Annotated in this window: 17 protein-coding genes; 10 read left to right on the top strand and 7 right to left on the bottom strand. The window is 59.9% G+C overall.

Going from position 1 to position 23,466, the window contains the following annotated elements:
* Positions 1-46 precede the first annotated feature (46 nt).
* The gene (trxC, locus tag KSS96_RS03155; RefSeq protein ID WP_017526497.1) at positions 47-481 is read right to left on the bottom strand and encodes a thioredoxin TrxC; all 435 of its coding nucleotides are present in this window, start codon (positions 479-481) and stop codon (positions 47-49) included.
* 207 nt (positions 482-688) lie between these two features.
* On the opposite strand from trxC, the gene KSS96_RS03160 reads away from it, so the two are divergent.
* Both KSS96_RS03160 and KSS96_RS03165 read left to right on the top strand, forming a co-directional pair.
* Complete coding sequence (locus KSS96_RS03160; RefSeq protein WP_026067145.1) at positions 689-994, top strand: type II toxin-antitoxin system HigB family toxin; 306 nt, start codon at positions 689-691, stop codon at positions 992-994.
* Entirely contained in the window at positions 991-1,395 is a 405-nt protein-coding gene (locus tag KSS96_RS03165; protein ID WP_017526495.1) for a helix-turn-helix domain-containing protein, read from the top strand. The genes KSS96_RS03160 and KSS96_RS03165 overlap by 4 nt, the downstream gene beginning before the upstream one ends.
* A gap of 2 nt (positions 1,396-1,397) precedes the next feature.
* Here KSS96_RS03165 and selO read toward each other — a convergent pair whose 3' ends face one another.
* From selO to KSS96_RS03180, 3 genes are read right to left on the bottom strand one after another with little or no spacing between them, the layout of a single operon-like run.
* Positions 1,398-2,861 carry a protein adenylyltransferase SelO gene (gene selO / locus KSS96_RS03170; RefSeq protein WP_065879475.1) on the bottom strand — a complete coding sequence of 488 codons (1,464 nt, stop codon included), beginning with the start codon at positions 2,859-2,861 and terminating at the stop codon, positions 1,398-1,400.
* Between the two features lie 48 nt (positions 2,862-2,909).
* Positions 2,910-6,293, bottom strand: coding sequence for a mechanosensitive channel MscK (mscK, locus tag KSS96_RS03175; RefSeq protein WP_217855720.1), 3,384 nt, complete (start codon positions 6,291-6,293; stop codon positions 2,910-2,912).
* A gap of 52 nt (positions 6,294-6,345) precedes the next feature.
* Positions 6,346-8,088, bottom strand: a complete 1,743-nt coding sequence (locus KSS96_RS03180) for a potassium/proton antiporter (RefSeq protein ID WP_017526492.1) — start codon at positions 8,086-8,088, stop codon at positions 6,346-6,348.
* A 360-nt stretch (positions 8,089-8,448) separates the two neighbouring features.
* On the opposite strand from KSS96_RS03180, the gene KSS96_RS03185 reads away from it, so the two are divergent.
* Both KSS96_RS03185 and KSS96_RS03190 read left to right on the top strand, forming a co-directional pair.
* On the top strand, positions 8,449-8,679 hold the full coding sequence (locus KSS96_RS03185) for a hypothetical protein (RefSeq protein WP_065879473.1): 231 nt from the start codon (positions 8,449-8,451) through the stop codon (positions 8,677-8,679).
* Positions 8,676-8,966 (top strand): cell division protein ZapA, encoded by a 291-nt coding sequence (locus tag KSS96_RS03190; protein WP_017526490.1) that lies wholly within the window; start codon positions 8,676-8,678, stop codon positions 8,964-8,966. The genes KSS96_RS03185 and KSS96_RS03190 overlap by 4 nt, the downstream gene beginning before the upstream one ends.
* On the opposite strand, the gene KSS96_RS03195 is transcribed toward KSS96_RS03190, so the two are convergent.
* Together KSS96_RS03195 and putA are read right to left on the bottom strand one after the other, a co-directional pair.
* Positions 8,963-10,765 carry an acyl-CoA dehydrogenase gene (locus KSS96_RS03195; protein WP_017526489.1) on the bottom strand — a complete coding sequence of 601 codons (1,803 nt, stop codon included), beginning with the start codon at positions 10,763-10,765 and terminating at the stop codon, positions 8,963-8,965. The genes KSS96_RS03190 and KSS96_RS03195 overlap by 4 nt on opposite strands.
* A 227-nt stretch (positions 10,766-10,992) precedes the next feature.
* Entirely contained in the window at positions 10,993-14,946 is a 3,954-nt protein-coding gene (putA, locus tag KSS96_RS03200) for a trifunctional transcriptional regulator/proline dehydrogenase/L-glutamate gamma-semialdehyde dehydrogenase (RefSeq protein ID WP_017526488.1), read from the bottom strand.
* Positions 14,947-15,407: 461 nt separating this feature from the next.
* On the opposite strand from putA, the gene putP reads away from it, so the two are divergent.
* The 6 genes from putP (at position 15,408) to KSS96_RS03230 (ending at position 22,176) form a co-directional block, all read left to right on the top strand.
* A complete protein-coding gene (gene putP, locus KSS96_RS03205) occupies positions 15,408-16,892 on the top strand; it encodes a sodium/proline symporter PutP (RefSeq protein ID WP_217855722.1) in 1,485 nt (494 codons plus the stop codon).
* Between the two features lie 204 nt (positions 16,893-17,096).
* Positions 17,097-19,340 (top strand): type VI secretion system Vgr family protein, encoded by a 2,244-nt coding sequence (locus KSS96_RS03210; protein ID WP_225913309.1) that lies wholly within the window; start codon positions 17,097-17,099, stop codon positions 19,338-19,340.
* Positions 19,297-20,148, top strand: coding sequence for a hypothetical protein (locus tag KSS96_RS03215; RefSeq protein ID WP_217855724.1), 852 nt, complete (start codon positions 19,297-19,299; stop codon positions 20,146-20,148). Before KSS96_RS03210 ends, KSS96_RS03215 begins: the two co-directional genes overlap by 44 nt.
* A 41-nt stretch (positions 20,149-20,189) precedes the next feature.
* Entirely contained in the window at positions 20,190-20,534 is a 345-nt protein-coding gene (locus KSS96_RS03220) for a hypothetical protein (RefSeq protein WP_135196337.1), read from the top strand.
* Between the two features lie 457 nt (positions 20,535-20,991).
* Positions 20,992-21,378 (top strand): hypothetical protein, encoded by a 387-nt coding sequence (locus tag KSS96_RS03225; RefSeq protein ID WP_017526484.1) that lies wholly within the window; start codon positions 20,992-20,994, stop codon positions 21,376-21,378.
* Positions 21,379-21,450: 72 nt separating this feature from the next.
* Entirely contained in the window at positions 21,451-22,176 is a 726-nt protein-coding gene (locus tag KSS96_RS03230; protein WP_065879470.1) for a DUF4123 domain-containing protein, read from the top strand.
* Here the strand turns inward: KSS96_RS03230 and KSS96_RS03235 are convergent.
* A complete protein-coding gene (locus tag KSS96_RS03235) occupies positions 22,162-23,439 on the bottom strand; it encodes an O-acetylhomoserine aminocarboxypropyltransferase/cysteine synthase family protein (RefSeq protein WP_217855726.1) in 1,278 nt (425 codons plus the stop codon). The two genes, KSS96_RS03230 and KSS96_RS03235, sit on opposite strands and share 15 nt — an antisense overlap.
* Between the last annotated feature and the right edge of the window lie 27 nt (positions 23,440-23,466).

The following is a 23,466-nucleotide window of genomic DNA, read 5'->3' on the forward strand; positions in this document are numbered from 1 at the left end:
GGAGCAAGCCCCCTCCCACACTGTCCGGTGGTGCTTTCCCGATCGGTTACACGCCCTGGCTACGCAACCAACTCATCAACTGCGGCAACGGAAACGCCCCGCTCTGGCGCGCCACTTCGCGGCCGTTCTTGAACAGAATCAAACTGGGGATCGAACGAATCCCCAATTGCCCCGACAACTGCTGGTTGGCCTCACTGTCGAGCTTGGCCAGTCGGCACTTGCCCGCAAGCTGCCCAGCCGCCTGTTCAAACACCGGCGCAAACGACTTGCACGGCCCGCACCAGTCGGCCCACACATCCACCAACAGCGGCAGGTCGCCCTTGATCTGGCTGGCGTAGTCGCCTTGCTTAAGCTCAAACGGCTTGTTCAACAACACGGGTTGCTTGCAACGCCCGCACTTGGGCGTATCACCCAGGCGTTCGCCGGGGATGCGGTTGAGGCCGTTGCAATGGGGGCAGGGGATGACGAGAGGTTCGGACATGGGGGCTCCTTGGTTTGGCCAATGGGATCTATCTGGAGCCAGGCCTTGGATTTATCAAGGAGACGAGTGGGCGACTTATTCGCTCATAGTTTGCTCATGCTAGTGAAGGCCCCGCTATCTAGTCTGTTGGAGTCTGTTCCGTTTTGTGCCATCGGTCTGTTTGCAGCTATAGCAAATTGAGATATTCGAGGTACAGGTCTAACCTCTATAGCAAGATGCGATAAGGACAGTGAAAAAAAGATTTGGGAAGCAAAGGAAAAGTGGCCGCGCTCAGCAACGGCTTTGGATCAGTGGTATCGCTTGATCAGGCGCAACTCCCCCAAAGACTTCGCGTCGATGAAAACCATGTTCCCTGCCACGGATAAGGTCGGAAAGTTTCATGTGTTTGATATCGGAGGTAACAAGCTGAGATTGATTGCTTGCGTGGCCTATCAGGTGCAGCGCGTCTATATCAAGCAGCTGCTTGATCATCGTGATTATGAGAAAGATAAGTGGAAGGAAAAAACCAGATGAGCGCGCTTATGCGAGTGGCGGCAGAGCACTGGCAATACGTTTCGCCCGTGCTGCGCAAACCAGAAAACGAGGCGGCCTACGACGCCCTGGTGTGCGGCTTGGACGAGTTACTGAGCCTGGTCGGTGAAGATGAAAACAGCCCTCTGATGAGCTTGGTGGATATCCTCAGCGACTGGATCGAAGCCTACGATCATAAGCATCGCCCTATGCCCGAGGCCAGCGGTGTAGACGTGTTGCGCTACATGATGCGTGAGCACAACCTCACCCAAAGCGATCTGCCGGGCGTGGGTGCCCAATCGGTTGTTTCTGAAGTATTGAGCGGAAAGCGCCAGCTCAACGTGCGGCAAATTCGTTGGCTGGCTGAGCGCTTTGGAGTTTCGGTTGAAACCTTCATTCGGTGACATTACGACGAACAACTAATCTCCAAATGCTTGCCCCAATCCGGCGGCCGCTGCGCGTATTGCTCCATCCCCGTTTGCTCCTCAAACGGCTTGGACAGCACCGCATGCAGCCGCCGTACTTCGCTGTAATCCCCGGATTCGGCGGCGGCGATGGCGTTTTGTGCCAGATAGTTGCGCAGGATGTACAGCGGGTTGACCGCGTGCATCCGCCCACGGCGCTGTTCTTCGCTGTACTCCCCATCCCGCGCAACACGGGCCTTGTACAGGTCGGCCCAGGCATCGAACCCGGCCATGTCGACAAAGTCATCGCGCAGCCGCGCCACGGCCAGCGCCGCAGATTCATCCCCCAAACGGCGGAAGAACAGCGTGTAATCCACGCCACTGTTCTGCATCAGCTTGAGCAGGCGCTCTACCAATTTCTGGTCGTCGTCTTCGGCCGTGGTCAGCCCCAGGCGGCGGCGCATCAGGTCCAGGTAGTGGGCCTGGTAGAACGGCAGGTACAGGCCGAGCGCCTCCTTCAAGGCTTCAACGCTGATAAACGGCGTCAGCGCCTGGGCCAGCGCGCTGAGGTTCCATTGGCCGATGGGCACCTGGTTGCTGAAGGAATAGCGCCCTTCATGGTCCGAATGGTTGCAGATAAAGTGCGCGTCGAAATCATCCAGAAACGCATACGGCCCGTAGTCGAAAGTGATGCCGAGGATCGACATGTTGTCGGTGTTCATCACGCCATGGCAGAAACCGTAGGCCTGCCATTTGGCGATCAGTTCGGCGTTGCGCTCGACGATCTCGCGGAACATCGCCAGGTACGGCTCGGGCTGTTCGCGACATTCGGGGTAATGCAGATTCAAGACGTGCTCGGCCAGTTCTGCCTGCTGCTCGGGCTTTTTGGTGTAGTAGAAATATTCGAAATGCCCGAAGCGGATATGGCTCGGCGCCAGGCGCAACACCATGGCGCCGCGCTCTTGCTTCTCGCGCCATACCGGCGTGCTGGAGCCGATCACGCACAAGGCGCGGCTGGTGGGGATACCCAGCGCATGCAGCGCCTCGGAAGCGAGGAATTCACGAATCGAGGAGCGCAGCACCGCGCGGCCATCGCCCATCCGCGAGTACGGCGTCATCCCGGCACCCTTGAGGTGCAGGTCCCAGTGCTCGCCGGCATTGTTGTACACCTCGCCCAACAACAGTCCGCGGCCATCGCCGAGTTGCGGGGTATAGCCGCCGAACTGATGCCCCGAATAGACCATCGCCCGCGGCTCAGCTTCGGCCCATAGCTTATGGCCGCCAAACAGCTCGGCAAACACCGGCGTTTCGGCCACCGCCGGGTCGAGGTCGAGCAGGGCCATGGCAGCATCGCTCGCCACGACAAGGCGCGGCTCATCGAGCGGTTCTGGCAGGACGTGGGTTGAGAACGCGTCGCCCAAACGGGCGAAGCGGTTGTCGAAGGTCAGTTCGTCTAGGGCTTTCACCGGCCATCTCCAGCAGAATGCCCCGGCATTGTGCTGGGGCTAGATGCGTTAGTCGAGTTTGCTCGGTGGCGGTTCCGGCGCATCCTCGACCTTTCCGGCGGGCGGCTCGGGTGCGTCCTGCACCGGCGCGGGACCGATAAGGGTCTTGCGCTCGTCTTCCACCGGCACCAGTTTGTATTCCTGGCCGTGCAGGTTTTTCAGGTACACCTCCATCTGCCGGAAGGAGATGTTGATGTGCTGTTTCTTGAATTCACGGTTGATGTAGCGGTTGACCTCGTCCAGCACCGGGTTACGGTCGCCCAGGTCACGTACGTGCATGCGCAGTTCGTGATCGAGGGTGCTTTCGCCGAAATTGAGGAAATACACGTGAGGCTCGGGTTCTTTGAGTACCCGTGGGTTTTCCCTGGCGGCCTTGAGCAACAACTCCTTTACCAGGTCCAGGTCGGAGCCGTAGTCCACACCCAGCTTCAGGGTGACGCGGGTAATGGTGTCGGTCAGCGACCAGTTGATCAGTTGCCCGGTAATGAAGGTTTTGTTCGGGACAATGATGTCCTTGCGGTCGAAGTCGGTGATGGTGGTGGCGCGGATGCGGATTTTGCTCACCGTGCCCGACAGGTTACCGATGGTGATGGTGTCGCCGATGCGCACCGGGCGTTCGAACAGGATCATGATGCCGGAAATAAAGTTGGCGAAGATCTCCTGCATGCCGAAGCCCAGGCCTACCGACAGCGCGGCCACCAGCCATTGCAATTTGTCCCAGCTCACGCCGAGGGTAGAGAGCGTGGAGACAAAACCCACCCCGGCAATCACGTACGAAAGCAACGTGGTGGTGGCGTAGGCGCTGCCCTGGGCCAGGTCGAGCTTGGATAGCACCAATACTTCCAGCAAGCCGGGCAAGTTGCGCGCCAGGGCGAAGGTGATACCGATGATGATCAGCGCGCCGAGCAAGTCGCCGATGCTGATGGGCACCATGCTGATATTGGCCCCGGTGCCGCTGGTGTATTCGTACAGGGTGACGTTATCCAGGTAGGAAAACACCGAGATCAGGTCCGACCATACCCAGTACAGCGCCGCGATAAAACCACCGAGCAGGGCCAGGCGGATCAGGCGCAAGGATTGTTCGTTGACCTTTTCGATGTCCAGCGTCGGCTCTTCAACCACCGCTTCGCCTTCACCCGCTTCCTTGGCCGCCTGGCGTTTGGCCAGGGCGCGCGCATAGGCCAGGCGTCGTGCGGCGACGCTCAGCCAGCGCACGAAGGTGGCTTCGATCACCAGCCAGAACATCAGCAGGTACAGGGTGTTGATCAAGCGGTCGCTGAGTTTGAGGGCGGTGTAGTAATAGCCGAAGCACACGGCGATAAACAATGCGACGGGCAAAGCGGTAAACAGCAGGCCCATGGCTTTGCGAAACAGCGAGGCTTTTTCGTGGGTGGGGCTGTTGAGCAGCAGGCGGCCCAGCAGCCAGGCCATCAGGGCATAACAGATCAGCACGACGCCGATGCCCAATACGTCATCGGCCAGCGCCGCCGGCTGGTGCTCGGCAACCGCCACCACGGCCACCAGGGCCAGTACCACCAGCCCGAGCTTGCGGACCCAGCCTTGCAGGAATTCAACCTGGGGTTTTTCCCAGCGGAAGTGCAGTTCGGCCACGCCACCTGGCGCGAGAATCCGGTAGGCGGTGTAGAACACCAACCATGCCTGGGCCAGTTGCAGCAGCGCTGAACCCAGGTTGGCGTTTTGCCCGCGGGCGTCGATCTGCAATGCGTAGCCGCACAATGCCAGCCCCAGGGACACCGGCATCGCCAGCAGGATGTTGATCAGGATGGCCTGCGGCGTATGCCATTGGCTGTCGCGCTTGAAGTGGCCGATGTCCAGATGCACTTTACTCAGCCGCTGGTACAGCGCCTTGCGTCGCCACAGCAGGGCGCCAATCAATAGCAGCAGCGGCAGAAACAATAGTGGGCGCTGGGTAAGGCCGTCATACAGTTCGCTGACGCTGGACGCCCACGGCAGGCTGGTGACTTGCTTGCTCAGGTGCGCCGGCACGCTTTCCAGCCACTCGGTGTCCAGCGGCTTGTTGCTGGGGATCCAGAACATCTGTTCGTCGAGCGTCGCGCGCAGGGTGGTGGCGGTGCTCAGCAGTTGTTTCTGGTTCAGTTGCAGGGTGATGGATTCGTTGAGCAGCGCGCTCAGTTCGCGGCTCAGGCGTTCCAGCAAGTCGCTGCGGGTAATCGCCAGTTCCAGCAAGGTGCGGCGCAGCTGTGGCGTCACGTCATCCGGCGGTTGGTTGGCCAGCAGATTTTCCACATAGGCGCTGGGGGAGCTGATCAGCTCGCGTTGCTGGTTGACCTCGAACTGGTACAGGCGAATGTTGGCGATGTCGTCGGCCAGGTCGCGGTCGACGGTCAGGCGTGGCAAGGCCTGTTTTTGCTTATAGAGGATCTTCGACAGCAGCAGGCTGCCCTTGAGCACGTTGATCTGGTCGTCCAGCGCGGCGTCGTTCTGGGTCACCGTGTCCAGTTGTTGCTTGGTTTGCAGGTTCTTCTGGGTCAGGTCGTTGAGGCGGTCGGTGCTTTTGAGCAGGTAGTCGGACAGCTTCAGGTTCTCTGCGCTTTCCGTGGCCAGGATGCTGCTGCCGCCGGACTTCTGTGCCTCGATGGACTGCTGCGTCACGGTCTGCTGGGATTGCGCCAGGCGCTTCTGGTTGATCAGGGTTTGCAGGTCCTGGATCTCTTGTTCCAGGCGCGCGGCTTTTTCCTGGATCAGGTCATGCTGGCTGTTGCCCAGGTCTTGCAATTGGCTGTTGCCGGCCAGTTCCTGGCGGCGCAGCGGGATCAAGGCATTCAGTGCCGCCAGTTCGGCATTCAACTGGTTGCGTTGGTCTGCGTTGAGGGCTTTGCCATTGTCCTTGCCGGCCTTGAGCGTCGAGTTGATCTGCAGGATGCGCGCCTGGCTGCTGCTGATTTCGGTCTGCGCACGCTCGGGGCGGGTCTGCGCGGCGATGGTCATGCTGTTGGCGTCGGCCAGTTCTTTTTGCAGGTCGCCTTGCTGGGTGCTGCGCTGGACCAGCAGTTGTTCCAGTTGCGGTACGGGCAGCGTGGCATAGCGCTGGGCCACCGGAATGACCTTGGTGGCTTTGAGTCGAGTCAGTTCGCGCTGATTTTCGCTGGTCTGGCGCGGGGCATCTTCCAACTGGCGCTTGACGTCGGCCAGGCGCTGCTCGTAGTCCTGCTTGTTGCCCAGGTACGTCAGGGTTTGCTGCAGGACGGTTTGCAGCGCCTTCATGTCGGCGTCGGGCAGCTTGCGGTCGGGCAGCTTGTCCAGGGTTTGCTGGATGGCGTCGGCGCTGGGCGGGTCGGCGGCGTAGACGTTGCCGACACAAAGGGTCAGGCCCAGCAGGGCGGTGGCGAGAAATGTGCGCAGGGTTGGCATAGAGACCGATTGAGCTAGGTGAAGAGTCGGGAGCGTTGCGTCGCTCGGCAGTTTAGAGGAAGAGACCGGGGCCCGGGCGACTTCCTTCGGGGAATCTGACGCCCACTTTGCCGATCTTGTTCCCGTCCATGACCGCGACGGTCCAGATGGTGTTGTTCCACTCCACCTGGTCGCCGACCACCGGCGCGCCGCCGACTTTCTGGGTGATGAAACGGCTCAACGGCATGTCCGGGTCGATCCCTTCGAGCTTGAGGCCATACAGCGCCGAAACCGCGCCCAGTTGGGCGTCGCCTTCAAGGACGAAGTCGCCGAAGAAGCGCAGGTCGAGGCCGCGTTGCGGTGCCTGGCTGAACAGTTTGCCCAGGGCCGCCAGGTTGTGTTCGTGGCCGATCACGCAGAGCAGATCGCCGACTTCCAGCACGGTACTACCCGACGGATGGAGCAGTTGCTGGCCACGAAAAAGGGCAGCGATCCGTGTGCCTTCGGGCATTTTCAGCTCGCGCAGGGCTGCGCCGATGCACCATTTTTCCGCGCCCAGGCGGTAGACGAACAGTTCCCACTCGCTGGTGACATGTACTTCGAGGGCGGAACGGGAGATCGGCGCGGGGTCCGGCGGTACCGTCACTTTCAACAACTTGGCCACCCACGGCAGGCTCGTGCCCTGTACCAGCAACGACACCAGCACGATAAAGAACGCCAGGTTGAAATACAGCTGCGCATGGGGCAGCCCGGCCATCAGCGGGAACACTGCCAGAATGATCGGCACCGCGCCGCGCAGGCCGACCCAGGCGATAAAGGCTTTTTCGCGGCCGTGGAACGCCTTGAACGGCAGCAGGCCGACCAGCACCGACAGCGGCCGCGCAAACAGGATCATCCACAGCGCCAGGCCCAGCGCCGGCAGGGCGATCGGCAGCAAGTCGTGGGGGGTGACCAGCAGGCCCAGCACCAGGAACATGCCGATCTGCGCGAGCCAGGCCATGCCATCGAGCATATGCAAAATGCCATGACGGCTGCGCACCGGACGGTTGCCGATCACCAGGCCGCACAGGTACACCGCGAGGAAGCCGCTGCCGTGCAGGGCGTTGGTCAGGGCAAATACGAACAGGCCGCCGGCGATCACCAGGATCGGGTACAAGCCGTTGGCCAGGTTGATGCGGTTGACCATTTGCAGCATTAACCAGCCGCCACCCAGGCCGACGATGCCGCCGATACCGAATTCGCGCACCAGATGGGTCAGCAGGCTCCAGTGCAGGCCGGTCTGGCCGCTGGCGAGCATGTCGATCAGTGTCACGGTGAGGAACACCGCCATCGGGTCGTTGCTGCCGGATTCAATTTCGAGGCTGGCGCTGACCCGTTCGTTAAGCCCCTTGCCGCCCAGCAGCGAGAACACCGCCGCCGCATCGGTGGAGCCGACGATGGCGCCGATCAGCAAGCCTTGAATGATATTGAGGTTAAACAGCCAGGCCGCCGCCATGCCGGTGAGGCCGGTGGTAATCAATACCCCCACCGTGGCCAGCGACAACGCCGGCCAGAGCGCCACGCGAAAACTCGCTACCCGTGTGCGCAGGCCGCCGTCGAGCAGGATCACGGCCAAGGCCAGGTTGCCCACCAGGTAGGCGGTCGGGTAGTTGTCGAAGATGATGCCGCCGCCATCGACACCGGCCAGCATGCCTACGCCCAGGATGATCACCAGGATCGGAATCCCCAGGCGCGACGAAAGAGAACTTACCAGAATGCTCGCACTCACCAGCAACGCGCCGATCAAGAACAGGCTGTTGATGGTCGTCGCATTCAAAGGCAGTACTCCGTGGGCAAACAAGACAGGCGCGGACTGACCATGCAGTCTGCGTGCCAGCGATTCTAACCTGTTGAATTGCTGCGCTGTCAAAAAGCTTTTTCTGATTCGCAGGGATCCAAATGTGTAAGGGGCAAACTCCCCCTCCCACATTTTTAACCGAGTACGTTCAGTTGGAGGCGCAAGCGCCCGACCAGAGGTTTTATGGTTTCAGGAACCAGATGGGGGATATGCAGTCACTAAGGCTCGAAAGTGTGGCCCGGCCCCTTAAAAATCGAGCTGCGCGCCGGGGATAACCCTGGCATCCGAGGTGAATTTTCTTTATCGTCACCGCCCTTTGAAAAAGCCCGAGAAATCAAAATGTTAGAAGCATCCCTCAGCCAATTGGAACAACTGGTCAGCGACCTGGTACAGCAGAATCATGACCTGTTGGGCAGCAACGAATCCCTCAAGGCGCAACTTGCCAGCGCCAAGGATGAGAACGACAGCCTGCAACTGAGCCTGATGGAGCAGGAAGAAAAGCATGGCGCCACCGCGGCCCGTATCCAGGCGTTGGTTGAGCGCGTGAGCGCGGGGCCTGTCGGCGCATGAATGAAGGCATAAAGGTCGTTTCGATTCTCGGAGAGGATTACTCGATCAAGGCGCCGGCCGGGGAGGATAAAACCCTGATGCACGCCGTGACCATGCTCAAGGCTTCCCTGGCCACCACCAAGAAAAAGTACCCGACCCTGATCGGTGACAAATTACTGGTGCTGGCGGCGCTGAACCTGTGCGCCGAGCAGATCGAAATGCAGCAGGCGCACCAACAGGAACTCGACCGTTACCAAGAGCAAGTCAGCGCCACGGTCGAAGTGATTTCCAAGGCGATCCAGCCTTAGAACCATCCATCCTGCATCCCCAGGCACGTATCGTCGCGTGCCTCAAGAATCGCCAGTTCATGATGGCAGCCCGGTACTTCCCAGGTCAGGAAGTAACGGGCGGCCTGGAGCTTGCCTTTATAGAAGGCCATGTCCGCCGCATTGCCCCGGGCCAGCCCTTCTTCGGCGCGAATCGCCTGTTCCAGCCAGCGCCAGCCAATCACCGTATGCCCGAATACCTTCAGGTACAGCGCCGAGTTCGCCAGGCTGTTGTTGACGCTGCCCTGGGCGAGATCCGTCAGCAGTCCCAACGTGACTTCTTGCAGGCGCGCCACCAGTTGTTCCAGCGGCTCTCTCAAGGCGGTGAGTGACGGGTATTTGTGCGCCCGCGCACCGGTTTCGGCAATCAGGCGGATCAGTTGCTTGAGCCCCGCGCCACCGTTTTGCGCCAGCTTGCGACCCAGCAAATCCAGGGACTGGATGCCATGGGTACCTTCATGGATCGGGTTCAGGCGGTTGTCGCGGTAGTACTGCTCCACCGGATATTCGCGGGTGTAGCCGTGGCCGCCGAGGATCTGGATCGCCAGTTCGTTGGCCTTGAGGCAGAACTCCGACGGCCAGGATTTGACGATGGGCGTGAGCAGGTCCAGCAGTTCGTGAGCTTGTTTGCGCTCGGTGTCGGTTCCCAGCGTGGTGGTGTCATCGAACAACCGCGCGGCGTACAGGCCCAGGTCGAAGGCGCCTTCCACATAGGCTTTTTGGGTGAGCAGCATGCGTTTGATATCGGCGTGCTGGATGATCGAGACCGGCGCGGTGCTGGGGTCTTTGTTGTCAGGCAGGCGCCCTTGCGGGCGTTCGCGAGCGTAGTCCAGTGAGTACAGGTAGCCCGCGTAACCGAGCATGACGGCGCCCATGCCAACCCCAATGCGGGCCTCGTTCATCATCTGGAACATGCAACTCAAGCCTTGGTGCGGTTTACCTACCAGGTAGCCGACGCAGTTGCCGTTATCGCCGAAATTCAGCGCGGTGGACGTGGTGCCCCGCCAGCCCATCTTGTGAAACAGCCCGGCCAGCAACACATCGTTGCGTGCGCCGAGGCTGCCATCCTCGTTGACCAGGAATTTGGGCACGATAAACAGCGAAATGCCCTTCACCCCGGCCGGTGCGTCCGGCAGCTTGGCCAGCACCATGTGCACAATGTTTTCCGACAGCGGGTGGTCGCCGCCGGAGATGAAGATCTTGTTGCCCTTGAGCCGATAGGTGCCGTCAGCCGCCGGCTCTGCGCGGGTGCGAATATCCGACAGGGATGAGCCGGCATGGGGCTCGGTCAGGGCCATGGTGCCGAAAAAGCGCCCATCAATCATGGGCTGCAGAAAACGTTGTTTCTGCTCTTCGGTGCCGAAGCTTTCGATGAGGTTGGCCGCGCCCATGGTCAGGAACGGGTAGGACGTGGACGCCGCGTTGGCCGCCTGGAAGTGGGCGAAACAGGCTTGGGACAGCAGGGTGGGCAACTGCATGCCGCCCGCGTCGAAACTGCGCGCGGCGTTGAGGAAGCCCGCCTCAAGGAACGCATCCACGGCCGGCTTGACCTCGGGAATCAGGATGGCCTTGCCGTCTTCGTAGCGCGGTTCGTTTTCGTCGTTTTTGCGGTTGTGGGGGGCGAAGTACTTTTCGGCGATGCTGCGCGCGGTGCTGATGGCCGCGTCGAAGGTTTCGCGGTTGTGCTCGGCAAACCGCTCGCGCTGGGTCAGGCCCTCGGCATCGAGGACTTCGTAGAGCTCGAAAGCCAGATTGCGGGAACTGAGCAGCGTCTCGGACATGGCGGCTTACCTTTTAGGGGAATAGGCCGGAGTCTAAGTGCGCAAATGGAGGGTGGATAGCAAGATTGATCTGGGTGATGAAGGGGCAGAACGCGGGGAGGGAATTGAAACACGATCAAAAAAGTGGGAGGGGGTTTGCTCCCGATAGCAGTGTGTCAGCACCAGGTGTGCTGACTGAAACTCCGCTATCGGGGGCAAGCCCCTCCCACATTGTGCAACTGCGTTTTTTAGCCGATGGTCATCAAGCTGGCGTTGCCACCCGCTGCTGCGGTGTTAACACTCAACGCCCGCTCAATCACCAGGCGCTCCAGTGCAATCGCCGTCTCACCTTGCGACAAACCATGCACGCCAACAATCGCACCGCCACGCTGGGCCACTTGCTTGCACACCGCGCGCAGTTGGTCGGAATCGCCGTGGTGCAGGACCGCGTCGAACACCACCTCGTCCTTGGCCCAATCAGCCACGCGCTGGATCTTCGCCTGAATCTCCTTCGGCAGGCGTGGGAACACGGCCTTGGTCAGGTCGGTTTCCGGCCATACCGCCGAGCCGCCTACCGCCAACACCGCGGCCAGTTGGGTCAGCAGGTCGCCTTCTACTTCCGCCAGGCACAGTACATGCTCGCGGGGCAGAATGGCGTAGCTGTTGCGCTCGCCGGTCGGCCCGGCCAGTTGGCGAGTGATGCCGCTTTGCGACTGCGCGGCGAATTGAGTGCACAGGGTGCTCAGCTCGCTGAACTTATTGCTGTCGGCCCAGGTTTTCAGGGCAGTCAGTGGTTGGCTCATGGCATCGCGCAGGCGCACATCGGGTGCTGCCAGCTTGTCGCCACGTACGAAGGATTGTTCGATCGCATCGGTAGGACGTGTCGACAGCAGGCGGTACAGATACAGCGGGCCACCGGCTTTCGGGCCGGTGCCCGACAGGCCTTCGCCACCGAACGGCTGCACACCGACCACGGCGCCGACGATGTTGCGGTTAACGTAAACGTTACCGGCGTTGACGTTATCAATCACCTTGGCGATGGTCTCGTCGATGCGGGTGTGCACGCCCAGGGTCAGGCCGTAGCCGGACGCATTGATCTGGCCGATCAACTGGTCGATCTCTTTACGCTTGTAGCGCACCACGTGCAGCACAGGGCCGAAGATCTCGCGTTGCAGTTCGTCGAAGCTTTCCAGTTCGATCAGGGTTGGCATCACGAAGGTGCCGCGCTTGATCTCTTCAGCATCGGCAATCGCCACTTGGTAAACGTTGCGGCCTTTGTCGCGCATGGCCTGGATGTGTTTTTCGATGCCGGCCTTGGCTTCTGCGTCGATCACCGGGCCGATGTCCACCGACAGTCGCTCCGGGTTGCCCAGGCGGCATTCCGCCATGGCGCCCTTGAGCATTTCGATGACGCGGTCCGCCGAATCTTCCTGCAGGCACAGCACTCGCAGCGCGGAGCAACGTTGACCGGCGCTGTCGAAGGCCGACGACACCACGTCGATGACCACTTGTTCGGTGAGCGCCGAGGAGTCCACGATCATCGCGTTCTGGCCGCCGGTTTCGGCGATCAGCGGGATCGGACGGCCTTGGGCATCCAGGCGCCCGGCGACATTGCGTTGCAGCAGGCGCGCCACTTCGGTGGAGCCGGTGAACATCACGCCTTTGACGCGATCGTCGCCCACCAGGCGGGCACCGACGGTTTCGCCCTGGCCCGGCAGCAGTTGCAGCACGCCTTCCGGAATACCGGCTTCGAGCAGGATGCGCACGGCCTGGGCCGCTACCAATGGGGTTTGCTCGGCGGGCTTGGCCAATACCGGGTTGCCGGCGGCCAGCGCAGCCGCCACCTGGCCGCTGAAAATCGCCAGCGGGAAGTTCCACGGGCTGATGCAGACCACCGGGCCCAATGGGCGGTGGGCATCGTTGGTGAAATCGTTGCGTGCCTGCACCGCGTAGTAACGCAGGAAGTCCACGGCTTCACGCACTTCGGCGATGGCGTTGGCGAAGGTCTTGCCGGCTTCGCGGGCCAGCAGGCCCATCAGTGGCTGGATGTCGCCTTCCATCAGGTCGGCGGCGCGCTCCAGGATCGCGGCGCGTTCGGCGGGCGGGGTGGCCTGCCAGATCGGGCCCGCATTGATGGCGCACTGGATCGCGTTGTCGACGTCTTCAATAGTGGCTTCTTGCACCTGGCCGACCACATCACGCAGGTCGGACGGGTTCAGCACCGCTGTCGCGGCCTGCTCGCTGGCGGCGCAACCGAGCATCGGCGCGGCTTTCCAGTTGTTGTGAGCGGTGGCCAGCAGGGCGCACGACAGTGACGCCAGGCGGTGTTCGTTGGCCAGGTCGATACCCGCCGAGTTAGCGCGGTCGCTGCCATACAAGTCGCGCGGCAATGGAATACGCGGGTGCGGCAAGCCGAAGCCGCCTTCCTGCGTGGCCATTTGCTCAATGCTGGCCACCGGGTCGGCCACCAGTTCCTGGATCGAGATGGACTGGTCGGCGATACGGTTGACGAACGAGGTGTTGGCGCCGTTTTCCAGCAGGCGACGCACCAGGTACGCCAGCAGCGTTTCGTGAGTGCCGACCGGCGCGTACACGCGGCACGGACGGTTCAACTTGCCTTCGGAGACCTTGCCTACAACCTGTTCGTACAACGGCTCGCCCATGCCGTGCAGGCATTGGAACTCGTACTGGCCGGGGTAATAGTTCTGACCGGCGATATGGTAGATGGCCGACAGGGTGTGGGCGTTGTGCGTGGCGAACTGCGGGTAGATGACTTCCGGCACCGACAGCAGTTTTCTAGCACATGCGATGTAGGAAACGTCGGTGTACACCTTGCGGGTGTACACCGGGTAGCCTTCCAGGCCTTCGACCTGGGCGCGCTTGATTTCGCTGTCCCAGTACGCGCCTTTAACCAGGCGGATCATCAGGCGATGGCGGCTGCGGCGTGCCAGGTCGATCACATAATCGATCACGTACGGGCAACGCTTCTGGTAAGCCTGGATGACGAAACCGATGCCGTTCCAGCCGGTCAGTTGCGGCTCGAAGCACAGGCGTTCCAGCAGGTCCAGGGACAGTTCCAGGCGGTCGGCTTCTTCGGCATCGATGTTCAGGCCGATGTCGTATTGCTTGGCCAGCAGGGTCAGGGACAGCAGGCGCGGGTACAACTCGTCCATCACGCGCTCATATTGCGCACGGCTGTAACGCGGGTGCAGTGCCGAAAGCTTGATGGAAATGCCCGGGCCTTCATAAATCCCACGGCCGTGTGAGGCTTTGCCGATGGAGTGAATGGCTTGTTCATACGAGGCCAGGTACTTCTGGGCGTCGTGTTCGGTGAGCGCGGCTTCACCGAGCATGTCATAGGAATAGCGGAAACCCTTGGCTTCGAACTTGCTCGCATTGGCCAGGGCTTCGGCGATGGTTTCGCCGGTGACGAACTGTTCGCCCATCAGGCGCATGGCCATGTCGACGCCCTTGCGGATCATCGGCTCGCCGCTCTTGCCGATGATGCGGCTCAAGGATGAGGTCAAGCCGGCTTCGTTGTGCGTGGCGACCAGTTTGCCGGTCAGCAGCAGGCCCCAGGTGGCGGCATTGACGAACAGCGACGGGCTGTTGCCCAAGTGCGGGTGCCAGTTGCCAGTGCTGATCTTGTCGCGGATCAGTGCGTCGCGAGTGCCCTTGTCCGGGATACGCAACAGCGCTTCGGCCAGGCACATCAGGGCCACGCCTTCCTGGGACGACAGGGAAAACTCCTGCAGCAAGCCCTGAACAATACCGGCACGGCCGCCGGCGCTCTTCTGATTGCGCAGTTTCTCGGCAATCGAGGCGGCCAGCTTGTTGGTGGCTTCAGCCATGGGGGCCGGCAGGCGGGCCTGTTCGATCAGCATCGGCACCACTTCCGGCTCCGGGCGGCGGTAAGCGGCGGTGATCGAGGCGCGCAGTACCGATTGCGGCAGGATGCTCTCGGCGAACTCAAGGAAGCACTGGTGCGCGTGGTCGGCCTGGACCTCGCCCGCGTCGTCGGCATCCTTGCTGCTCAAACCATTGAGCTCGGCCAGGGTTGCACCACCCTCTAGTTTCTCCAGGTAATTGAAAATCGCCTGCTTGATCAGCCAGTGCGGCGTGCGATCAATGGAGGTCGCGGCAGCCTTAAGGCGTTCGCGGGTCGGGTCGTCGAGTTTGACCCCAAGGGTGGTCGTCGCCATTTTCTTATCCTCATGGGTGCCACTACCGAGTGGCATTAGCTGGCGGCAAGATTAGCTGCGCCCAAGAAGAGGTGCAACCGGGTGCAACCCTTTTTATCCATGAAATTTTCGATGGATGCAGTGAAAAAATTGAGCGTTCAGCGGATTGCGCTTTCTCTTGGTGCATTTGCTTCTGAGATCCGCTGTTCTTGCTCCGAAAAGGAGCAAAAACAGGGTATTTGAGCGAATTTACGCTCAGGTGCAACTTAATCCCAAGAAACTGGTTGCACCTTATTTGCTTTGTTGAATAGCATTCGCGGCCAAGGTGCAACCAACGCGAAAGCGGGGTTCATCGGCTGGCGGCTTTCCTGGGGAAACGTCAGTCATAAATGCGCGGCACACAGGTACGTTTACTCACTGATCAGTGGGTAGCCGTCCGACAGACCGCTGCCACATAAAAACAAAGCCAGGGCGTCACTCATATGAGCGTTAGCAATCCAACCCTGATCACATTCGTGATCTACATCGCAGCAATGGTGCTGATCGGCCTGATGGCCTATCGCTCCACCAATAACCTTTCCGATTACATCCTTGGCGGTCGCAGCCTCGGCAGCGTGGTGACGGCGTTGTCCGCCGGCGCTTCCGACATGAGCGGCTGGTTGTTGATGGGCTTGCCGGGCGCGATCTACATGTCCGGTCTGTCGGAAAGCTGGATCGCCGTCGGCCTGATCGCCGGTGCCTACCTCAACTGGCTGTTCGTGGCCGGTCGCCTGCGGGTACAGACCGAACACAACGGCGACGCCCTGACGCTGCCGGATTACTTCTCCAGCCGTTTCGAAGATAAAAGCGGCCTGCTGCGGATCATCTCCGCCGTCGTGATCCTGGTGTTCTTCACCATCTACTGCGCGTCCGGCATCGTGGCCGGTGCCCGCCTGTTCGAAAGCACCTTCGGCATGTCCTACGAGACTGCCTTGTGGGCCGGCGCTGCGGCGACGATTGCCTACACCTTTATCGGTGGTTTCCTGGCGGTGAGCTGGACCGATACCGTGCAAGCGACGCTGATGATCTTTGCGTTGATCCTGACGCCCATCATCGTGCTGCTGGCCACCGGCGGCGTAGACACCACCTTCCTTGCCATCGAAGCCAAGGACCCGACCAATTTCGACATGCTGAAAAACACCACCTTCATCGGCGTGATCTCGCTGATGGGCTGGGGCCTGGGCTACTTCGGCCAACCGCATATCCTGGCGCGTTTCATGGCGGCGGATTCGGTGAAGTCGATCGCCAAGGCGCGCCGCATCTCCATGACCTGGATGATCCTGTGCCTGGGCGGCACCGTGGCCGTTGGCTTCTTCGGTATCGCCTACTTTTCGGCGCATCCGGAAGTGGCGGGTCCTGTGACCGAGAACCCTGAGCGTGTGTTTATCGAACTGGCAAAAATCCTCTTCAACCCATGGGTTGCCGGTGTGTTGCTGTCGGCCATCCTCGCGGCCGTCATGAGCACCCTGAGCTGCCAATTGCTGGTGTGCTCCAGCGCCCTGACCGAAGACTTCTACAAGACCTTCCTGCGTAAGAGCGCTTCCCAGGTTGAGCTGGTATGGGTCGGTCGCGCCATGGTGCTGCTGGTGGCATTGATCGCCATCGCCATGGCCGCCAACCCGGAAAACCGCGTACTGGGCCTGGTCAGCTATGCCTGGGCCGGTTTCGGCGCGGCGTTCGGCCCGGTGGTGCTGATCTCGGTGATCTGGAAAGGTATGACCCGCAACGGCGCACTGGCCGGCATCCTGGTCGGCGCAACCACCGTGATCGTGTGGAAGCACTTCTCGCTGCTGGGCCTGTACGAAATCATCCCAGGCTTCATCTTCGCCAGCCTGGCGATCTACTTCGTGAGCAAGATGGGCGCACCGACCGCCGGTATGGTCGAGCGCTTTGACGCCGCCGAAAAAGACTACAACCTCAACAAGTAACTCGCCGGGCGTTAAGCGCCGTTTGAGTTAAAAAGAAGGCCCGCGTCCTACGGATGGCGGGCCTTTTTTTGCGTGTGATTTGAGTTGGTCCGAAGAAGATTCCGACATTGGCGTGTAGGGGTTTACTGATTTGCTCGGGGGGCGCTCAGAGAGGCGAAATCGTGGTGCAGAATCTTGCGCCTACCCCTCGCAGAGAAACACCGGATGTTCGCTCCTGCCAATCAAAGTGCCTTTACCCTGACCCTCGACGGGGTTGCCAGTGACCTCAAGGTCTACCGCTTCAACGGTAACGAGGCGCTTAGTCAGCCCTACTGTTTTGACCTTGAGCTGGTAGGCGAGCAGCCCGATCTTGACCTGCAAAGCGTGTTGCATCGCCAGGTTTACCTGGGTTTCGATGATCGGGGGCATGGCGTCCACGGCCTGGTTTACCGAGTGGCGCAGGGTGACTCCGGGCGCCGTCTGACGCGATATCAAATCACTCTTGTACCGCAATTGGCCTACCTGGCGCATAGCAGCCACCAGCGTATTTTCCAGCACAAGACGGTGCCGCAGATGGTGGCACTGGTGCTGGTGGGGCAGGGCATCCTGAGTGATCAGTTCGAATTTCGCCTCAGCGGTACTTACCTCGAGCGCGAATATTGCGTGCAGTTCGGCGAGACCGACCTGGCGTTCATTCAACGTCTGTGTGCCGAGCAGGGCATTCACTACCATTTTCAGCATTCACCCGAAGGACATCTGCTGGTGTTCGGCGATGACCAGACCGTGTTTGCCCAGGCGGAGCAACCCACTCCCTACATGCCCGGTTCCGGGATGGTCGCGCAAACCCCGGCGATCAAACGCTTCGCCGTGCAGTTGGCGACCGCTACCACGGCGGTAAACCTGCGCGATTACGATTTCCGAAAACCGCGCCTGGCGCTGGAAAGCGCGGCCAGCGGTGAACAGCTTCCCATGCTCGAACAGCAAGGCTATCCCGGCCAATTCAGCGACCGTGCCCATGGCAAACACTTCGCGCAGCGCGGGTTGGAGCGCCAACGCAGCGACTACCGACTGGCCCATGGCGAGGGTGATGAACCGGCATTGGTCAGTGGCGGTTTCCTCAAGCTGTCAGGGCACCCCCGCGAGAGCTGGAATGACTTGTGGCTGGTGCGCCAAGTAAGCCACGAAGGCAAGCAGCCGCAAGTGCTTGAGGAGGCTGTGACTGAAGTCTGCGACGGTGAGTTTCGGCAGGGATATCGCAATAACTTTGTCGCCGCGCCTTGGGATGTGATCTTCCGCCCGCCTTTGTCCGAGCAAGCGCGCCCGGCTATCTCGGGTTATCAGAACGCCGTGGTCACGGGGCCTGCCGACAGCGAAATCCATTGCGACGAGTACGGCCGGGTCAAGGTGCAACTGGCCTGGGACCGCGCCGGGGTCCATGACGATCATTCCAGTTGTTGGTTGAGGGTTGCCAGCGGTTGGGCCCATGACCGCTATGGCGCGGTGCTTATCCCCAGAGTGGGCATGGAAGTGCTGGTGGGCTTCGTCAATGGCGACCTGGACATGCCGCTGGTGATGGGTTGCCTGCCCAACGCGGCGACGCCGGTGCCCCTCGACCTGCCGGCGGACAAGACCCGCAGCATCTTCCGCAGCCAGAGCAGCCCCGGTGGCGGCGGTTACAACGAATTGCGCATCGAAGACCGCAAGGGCGCCGAAGAAATCTACCTGCGTGCCCAGCGCGACTGGACCCAGCACGTGTTACATGACCAGCAGGTACAGGTCGACAACCAGCGCCGGGTGAAAGTTGGGGGTGAGTCGCACCATGAACTGCAGGGCGAAGAACAGCGCATCACCCATGGCAACCGCCTGACCGAACTCAAGCTGGATGATCACCTGGTGGTCGGCGGCTCGCAGCAGGTAAAGGCTGGGCAAACCATTCAGATTGGCGCAGGGCAGAGCATCGTTATCGACGCGGGCGCCACCCTCACGATCCAGGCAGGAGGGCAGTCGATCACGCTTTCAGCGGGCGGCATATTCAGCAGCGTGCCGATCCAGCTCGGCGGCGGCCCTGCCCCCGGCCCGGCGCCGTTGATACCGGGGCTCAAGGAAAAACTCTTGGCGGTTATCCCCGCCCCACTGAGCCCCGTGCAAGTGGCGAGTTTGAAGCGTAGTGCACCGTTTTGCGAGGAATGTGAGCGTTGCAAGAATGGGCAGTGCGATATCGCGCAGCATGGCAGCGCAGGTAATAACGCTCGAGGAGCCCCTGCGGCGAAAGCCTCGGCTGTAGAGCCAGGTTTTCATATTGTGCAACGCGCCATGCCGCGTGATGAGTTGGAAAAAACGCTGTTCGAGTCTCCCAGTGCAACTGTCCTAGAGCGTTTTTCGCAGCCTGAATCCACACCTTACGCAGTACGCCCGACCGGGGCAGATGCTCGTCCTCAGCGATCCACTCAACAGCCAATGCACCCGTGAGGAAGCATTGCTGATGGAGGCAGCGCAAGAGGTGAGCAATGCGCTGACGCCGATGAGTGATGAGGAAGCGGCGTTTATGGTGGAGCACCATGAGGTGGTTAGGGGGTTTTTGGCGGATAGCTCGATGGCGGTGGGGATTGGGTCGACGATGGTGGAAGGTCATCTGATACGGACGAAGTCGGTACTTGATGCTCTCGAAAAATTGCATGTTAGAACCTTTCAGGCACAAGGGAGTTTGCAAGGTGTCGAATTCTTTACAAAGCGCAAGCAGTTGTTAACTCGACTGGATAACAGCCTGGGACCCTTAGTCCGAAAGGGTGTAAATATTGCAGATCACCCAAAGCTCAAAAGCGCGCTGGGAATCTCCAGTCGTAGTCTGGTTCATCATTGGAGCAGGGCCGGTGTGGCAGGAGGTATTCCCGGGTATGCGACACATATTCAGGGTGTGGCGCGTGCAAGCCAATACATGAAGGTTGGTGGTTTCGTTGGTATGGTGCTCGGGGCTTCAGCCTCAGCGTTGAAAGTGAAGGAAACGTGCCGCGTTGATACGCCGGCGAAGTGTAAGAAAGTAAAGTTCATTGAAGGGGGGAGCTTCGTCGGAGGCGTTGCCGGTGGCTGGTTGGGTGGCGCCGCCGGAGTAGCTGGCGCTAGTACAATTTGCGCTGCCGTCGGCGCCGGAACTTTCGGTGTAGGAGGAGTGTTATGTGTCTTGGTGGTCATAGGGGCAGGTACATCTATTGCCGGGTTGGGTGGAGCGAAAGTTGGAGAACACATCGGTGAATTCATTTATGAGGTGCGAAACCCATAATGAACGAGTATTACGTAATTTATATGTGGTGCTGGATAAGCGTGTTCGCTTTGATTTTTTTAACTTTTCTAGTGCAGCTTTATTTTTCGTATTCGAAAGTAGATGAAATACTGGCCTGTTTGGGAAATTCAAAGGTTGTAGTGTTTCGTAAGCAGTTGCTGGGAAAGGATTTTTTTAGTAGATCTTGTTTTGTACTGACGATTGCCGGAATGCTTGCTTTTCCGAAAGTGCACATAAGAGAGGGTGGGTTTACCCGTGAGGAGTTTGAAAGTGTTCCGTCGAAACTTAAGTTTCAATTAAGGGCGTTGGTGTATGTCTTATTCTTCTTGGTGGTTGTTTGCGTGGTGTTATGGGGTGTTGGAGAGTGCGTAGGTTGGTTGAAATGAAAAAATTACGACATCGACGTATTGCTTTTGATGCGATTAAGGTCTCTCCAGTTCGTTGGAAACCGTATTGGCACACCTGCAAGGCTTGACGAAGGTCACCTGCCCGATAATCAGCTCGCGGAGGCTCAGCCGCGAAGCCTCGGCTGTAGAGCCGGGTTTTCATATCGTGCAACGCGCCATGCAGCGTGGTGAGTTGGAAAAAACGCTGTTCGAGTCTCCCGGTGCAATTATTCTGGAGCGTTTTCGCAGCCTGAATCCACACCTTACGCAGTACGCTCGACCGGGGCACATTGGCGGCCACTCCGGTTTGTATTGCTATCGGTGTAGGAACCCTTGGCGTTGGCGGGTTAATTTGCGGCGTGGTGGTTGTGGGTGCCGGAGCCGCAATAGGGGGGAATGCCGGAGCTCGCATGGGGAGCAAGTTGGGGGAAGTTGTTTATGAGGGAGTGAAATAAATATGGAAAGCGCAAGGACTTTGTATTTTTATTGTTTGATGATCGCGGCGTTATGGGTCGTTCTTGTTTTAGTGGGGCAGGTGTATTTTTCATATCGTAAAGTCGATGAAATATTGGAGTGCTTGGGTGCTTCAAGATTGATCTCTTACCGTAAGCGTTTTATTGGTTCCGATTTTTTAAGCAAAACTTTTTTTGTGAATACCGTCGCTGGAATGTTTGTCTTTCAGAAATTGCATATTAAGGATGGGGCCATTACGCGTGAAGATCTGGACAATGTTCCTCGCCAGCTAATGCGTGAGTTGAGACTGTGGGGTTTTTTTTTGATGGGTATGGGGGGGTACGCGGTTACTTTGTGGTGTGTCGGTGAATATATGGGCTGGCTTGGATAAAAACTCTCGGGGCGTCGCAGTGTTTGACGGTGGACTATTTAATTAACTTCTATGTGCAAAGGATTATCTCGAATGCTTAAGCAGCTAGCACCTCGGACTTGGCTAGCCCACCACCTACTCGAATCAGGCGAGCGCTTCTTCGTCGTCCTCAGCAATGCCAGTGACGCCAAACCTCTCGATGCTTGGCGAAGCACAGCTGCCGGCATGCCGCCCCAACCCATCTGGTCCGGCACAGCCTACGCCGAGTGGAGTGAGGTGATGCCCTATGTCGCAATCATCGAGCCCGACAGTCCTTTTCTCGACTGGATAGCGACCACCGAATCCACGGACTGGGGCTGGCTGGCGGTGTCCTCCAGCTCGTTGCAAACCGTGGTTGCGCATCTGCAAGGCTTGACCAAGGTCTACCTGCCCGATCATCAGGAAGTGTTTCTGCGCTTCTGGGATGGCGCCCAATTTCTACCGATGTTGCAGGCGTTGGGCGACGCGGCGTCAACGGTATTGCCGGTGTTCCAGCGTTACCTGATTAATGGCCAGCCGCTGACGGTTGCGCCGGGGCCGATGACCGAGGCTAAAGCCAGCCCGTGGTGGCGAGTGCCTGCGCCGGTGCTCAAACATTTGGCAGAGCAGTCACCGCAAACCCTGATCGACAACCTGCTCCAACGGCTCGAAGAACAGCGCCCGGACCTGTACACCGCCTTCCCGCCGGCGACCTTGCGGCACAAGGTCGCCTACTTTGCGCGGGGTGCGGATATCAGCGATGACGCACTGGCCAGCGCCCTGGCGTCAGACTCGGCTTGAGCCCAAGGCCTGCTGCAAGTCGTCGATCAGGTCTTCAATCGCCTCGATGCCCACAGAGAGGCGGATCATCTCCGGCTTCACACCGGCCTTGGCCTGTTCTTGCTCGTTCATCTGCCGATGGGTGGTGGAGGCAGGGTGGCAGGCCAGGGATTTGGCGTCACCGATGTTGACCAGGCGCTTGAAGATTTGCAGCGAGTCGTAGAAGCGCACGCCGGCATCGAAGCCGCCCTTCAAGCCGAAAGACAGGATCGCCGACGGTTTGCCTTGCATGTATTTTTGCGCCAGGGCGTGGTGCGGGTGATCGGGTAGCCCGGCATAGCTGACCCATTCCACTGCCGCATGGCCTTGTAGGAACTGCGCGACCTTCAGGGCGTTTTCGGTGTGGCGCTCCATGCGCAGAGCCAGGGTTTCCAGGCCTTGCAGCAGCAAAAACGCATTCATCGGCGCCAGCGCCGCGCCGGTATTGCGCAGCGGCACAGTGCGGGCGCGGGCGATAAAGGCCGCTGGACCGAATTTTTCGGTATAGATCACGCCGTGATAGGCCGGCTCGGGGTTGTTGAGGCCGGGGAATTTTTCCGGATATTGGGTCCAGGGGAAGGTGCCGCTGTCGACGATCACGCCGCCCAGGGAGTTGCCATGGCCGCCAATGTATTTAGTGATTGAGTGCACAACGATGTCGGCGCCGAATTGGATCGGCTTACACAGGATCGGCGTGGCCACGGTGTTATCCACCACCAGTGGCACGCCACGGGCATGGGCGACGTCTGCCAGTGCCTGGATGTCGATGATATTGCCCGCCGGGTTGCCGATGCTTTCGCAGTACACCAGCTTGGTGTTGTCGTCGATCAGCTCGGCGATGGCTTGGGCAGAGTCGTCTCGGGCGAAGCGCACATCGACGCCAAAGCTCGGCAGCAGGTGGGCGAACAGGGTGTAGGTACCGCCGTAGAGCTGCGGGGTGGTGACGATATTGTCGCCGGCCCGGGTGAGGGTCTGGATCGCGTAGTGGATCGCGGCGCTGCCGGCCGACACCGCCAGCGCGGCGATACCGCCTTCGAGGGCGGCGAGGCGTTGCTCCAGCACATCGTTGGTGGGGTTCATGATCCGCGTGTAGATGTTGCCGGGCACATCCAGGTTGAACAGGTCGGCGCCATGCTGGGCGTTATCGAATTCGAAGGCGACATTCTGGTAGATCGGCACAGCGACGGCCTTGGTGGTGGGGTCCGACTTAAAGCCATGGTGCAGCGCGATGGTGGCGTCTTTCATGATTGTTATTGACCTCCCTGGAGAATG

The organism is Pseudomonas asgharzadehiana, from assembly GCF_019139815.1.
In the GTDB taxonomy this organism is placed as follows: Bacteria; Pseudomonadota; Gammaproteobacteria; order Pseudomonadales; family Pseudomonadaceae; genus Aquipseudomonas; species Aquipseudomonas asgharzadehiana.

Excerpts from the sequence above, each read along its gene's own strand:
- trxC (WP_017526497.1), bottom strand. The coding sequence starts at position 481 with ATGTCCGAACCTCTCGTCATCCCCTGCCCCCATTGCAACGGCCTCAAC.
- KSS96_RS03165 (WP_017526495.1), top strand. The coding sequence starts at position 991 with ATGAGCGCGCTTATGCGAGTGGCGGCAGAGCACTGGCAATACGTTTCG.
- mscK (WP_217855720.1), bottom strand. The coding sequence starts at position 6,293 with ATGCCAACCCTGCGCACATTTCTCGCCACCGCCCTGCTGGGCCTGACC.
- KSS96_RS03185 (WP_065879473.1), top strand. The coding sequence starts at position 8,449 with ATGTTAGAAGCATCCCTCAGCCAATTGGAACAACTGGTCAGCGACCTG.
- KSS96_RS03190 (WP_017526490.1), top strand. The coding sequence starts at position 8,676 with ATGAATGAAGGCATAAAGGTCGTTTCGATTCTCGGAGAGGATTACTCG.
- KSS96_RS03195 (WP_017526489.1), bottom strand. The coding sequence starts at position 10,765 with ATGTCCGAGACGCTGCTCAGTTCCCGCAATCTGGCTTTCGAGCTCTAC.
- putA (WP_017526488.1), bottom strand. The coding sequence starts at position 14,946 with ATGGCGACGACCACCCTTGGGGTCAAACTCGACGACCCGACCCGCGAA.
- putP (WP_217855722.1), top strand. The coding sequence starts at position 15,408 with ATGAGCGTTAGCAATCCAACCCTGATCACATTCGTGATCTACATCGCA.
- KSS96_RS03210 (WP_225913309.1), top strand. The coding sequence starts at position 17,097 with ATGTTCGCTCCTGCCAATCAAAGTGCCTTTACCCTGACCCTCGACGGG.
- KSS96_RS03215 (WP_217855724.1), top strand. The coding sequence starts at position 19,297 with ATGCTCGTCCTCAGCGATCCACTCAACAGCCAATGCACCCGTGAGGAA.
- KSS96_RS03225 (WP_017526484.1), top strand. The coding sequence starts at position 20,992 with ATGGAAAGCGCAAGGACTTTGTATTTTTATTGTTTGATGATCGCGGCG.
- KSS96_RS03230 (WP_065879470.1), top strand. The coding sequence starts at position 21,451 with ATGCTTAAGCAGCTAGCACCTCGGACTTGGCTAGCCCACCACCTACTC.
- KSS96_RS03235 (WP_217855726.1), bottom strand. The coding sequence starts at position 23,439 with ATGAAAGACGCCACCATCGCGCTGCACCATGGCTTTAAGTCGGACCCC.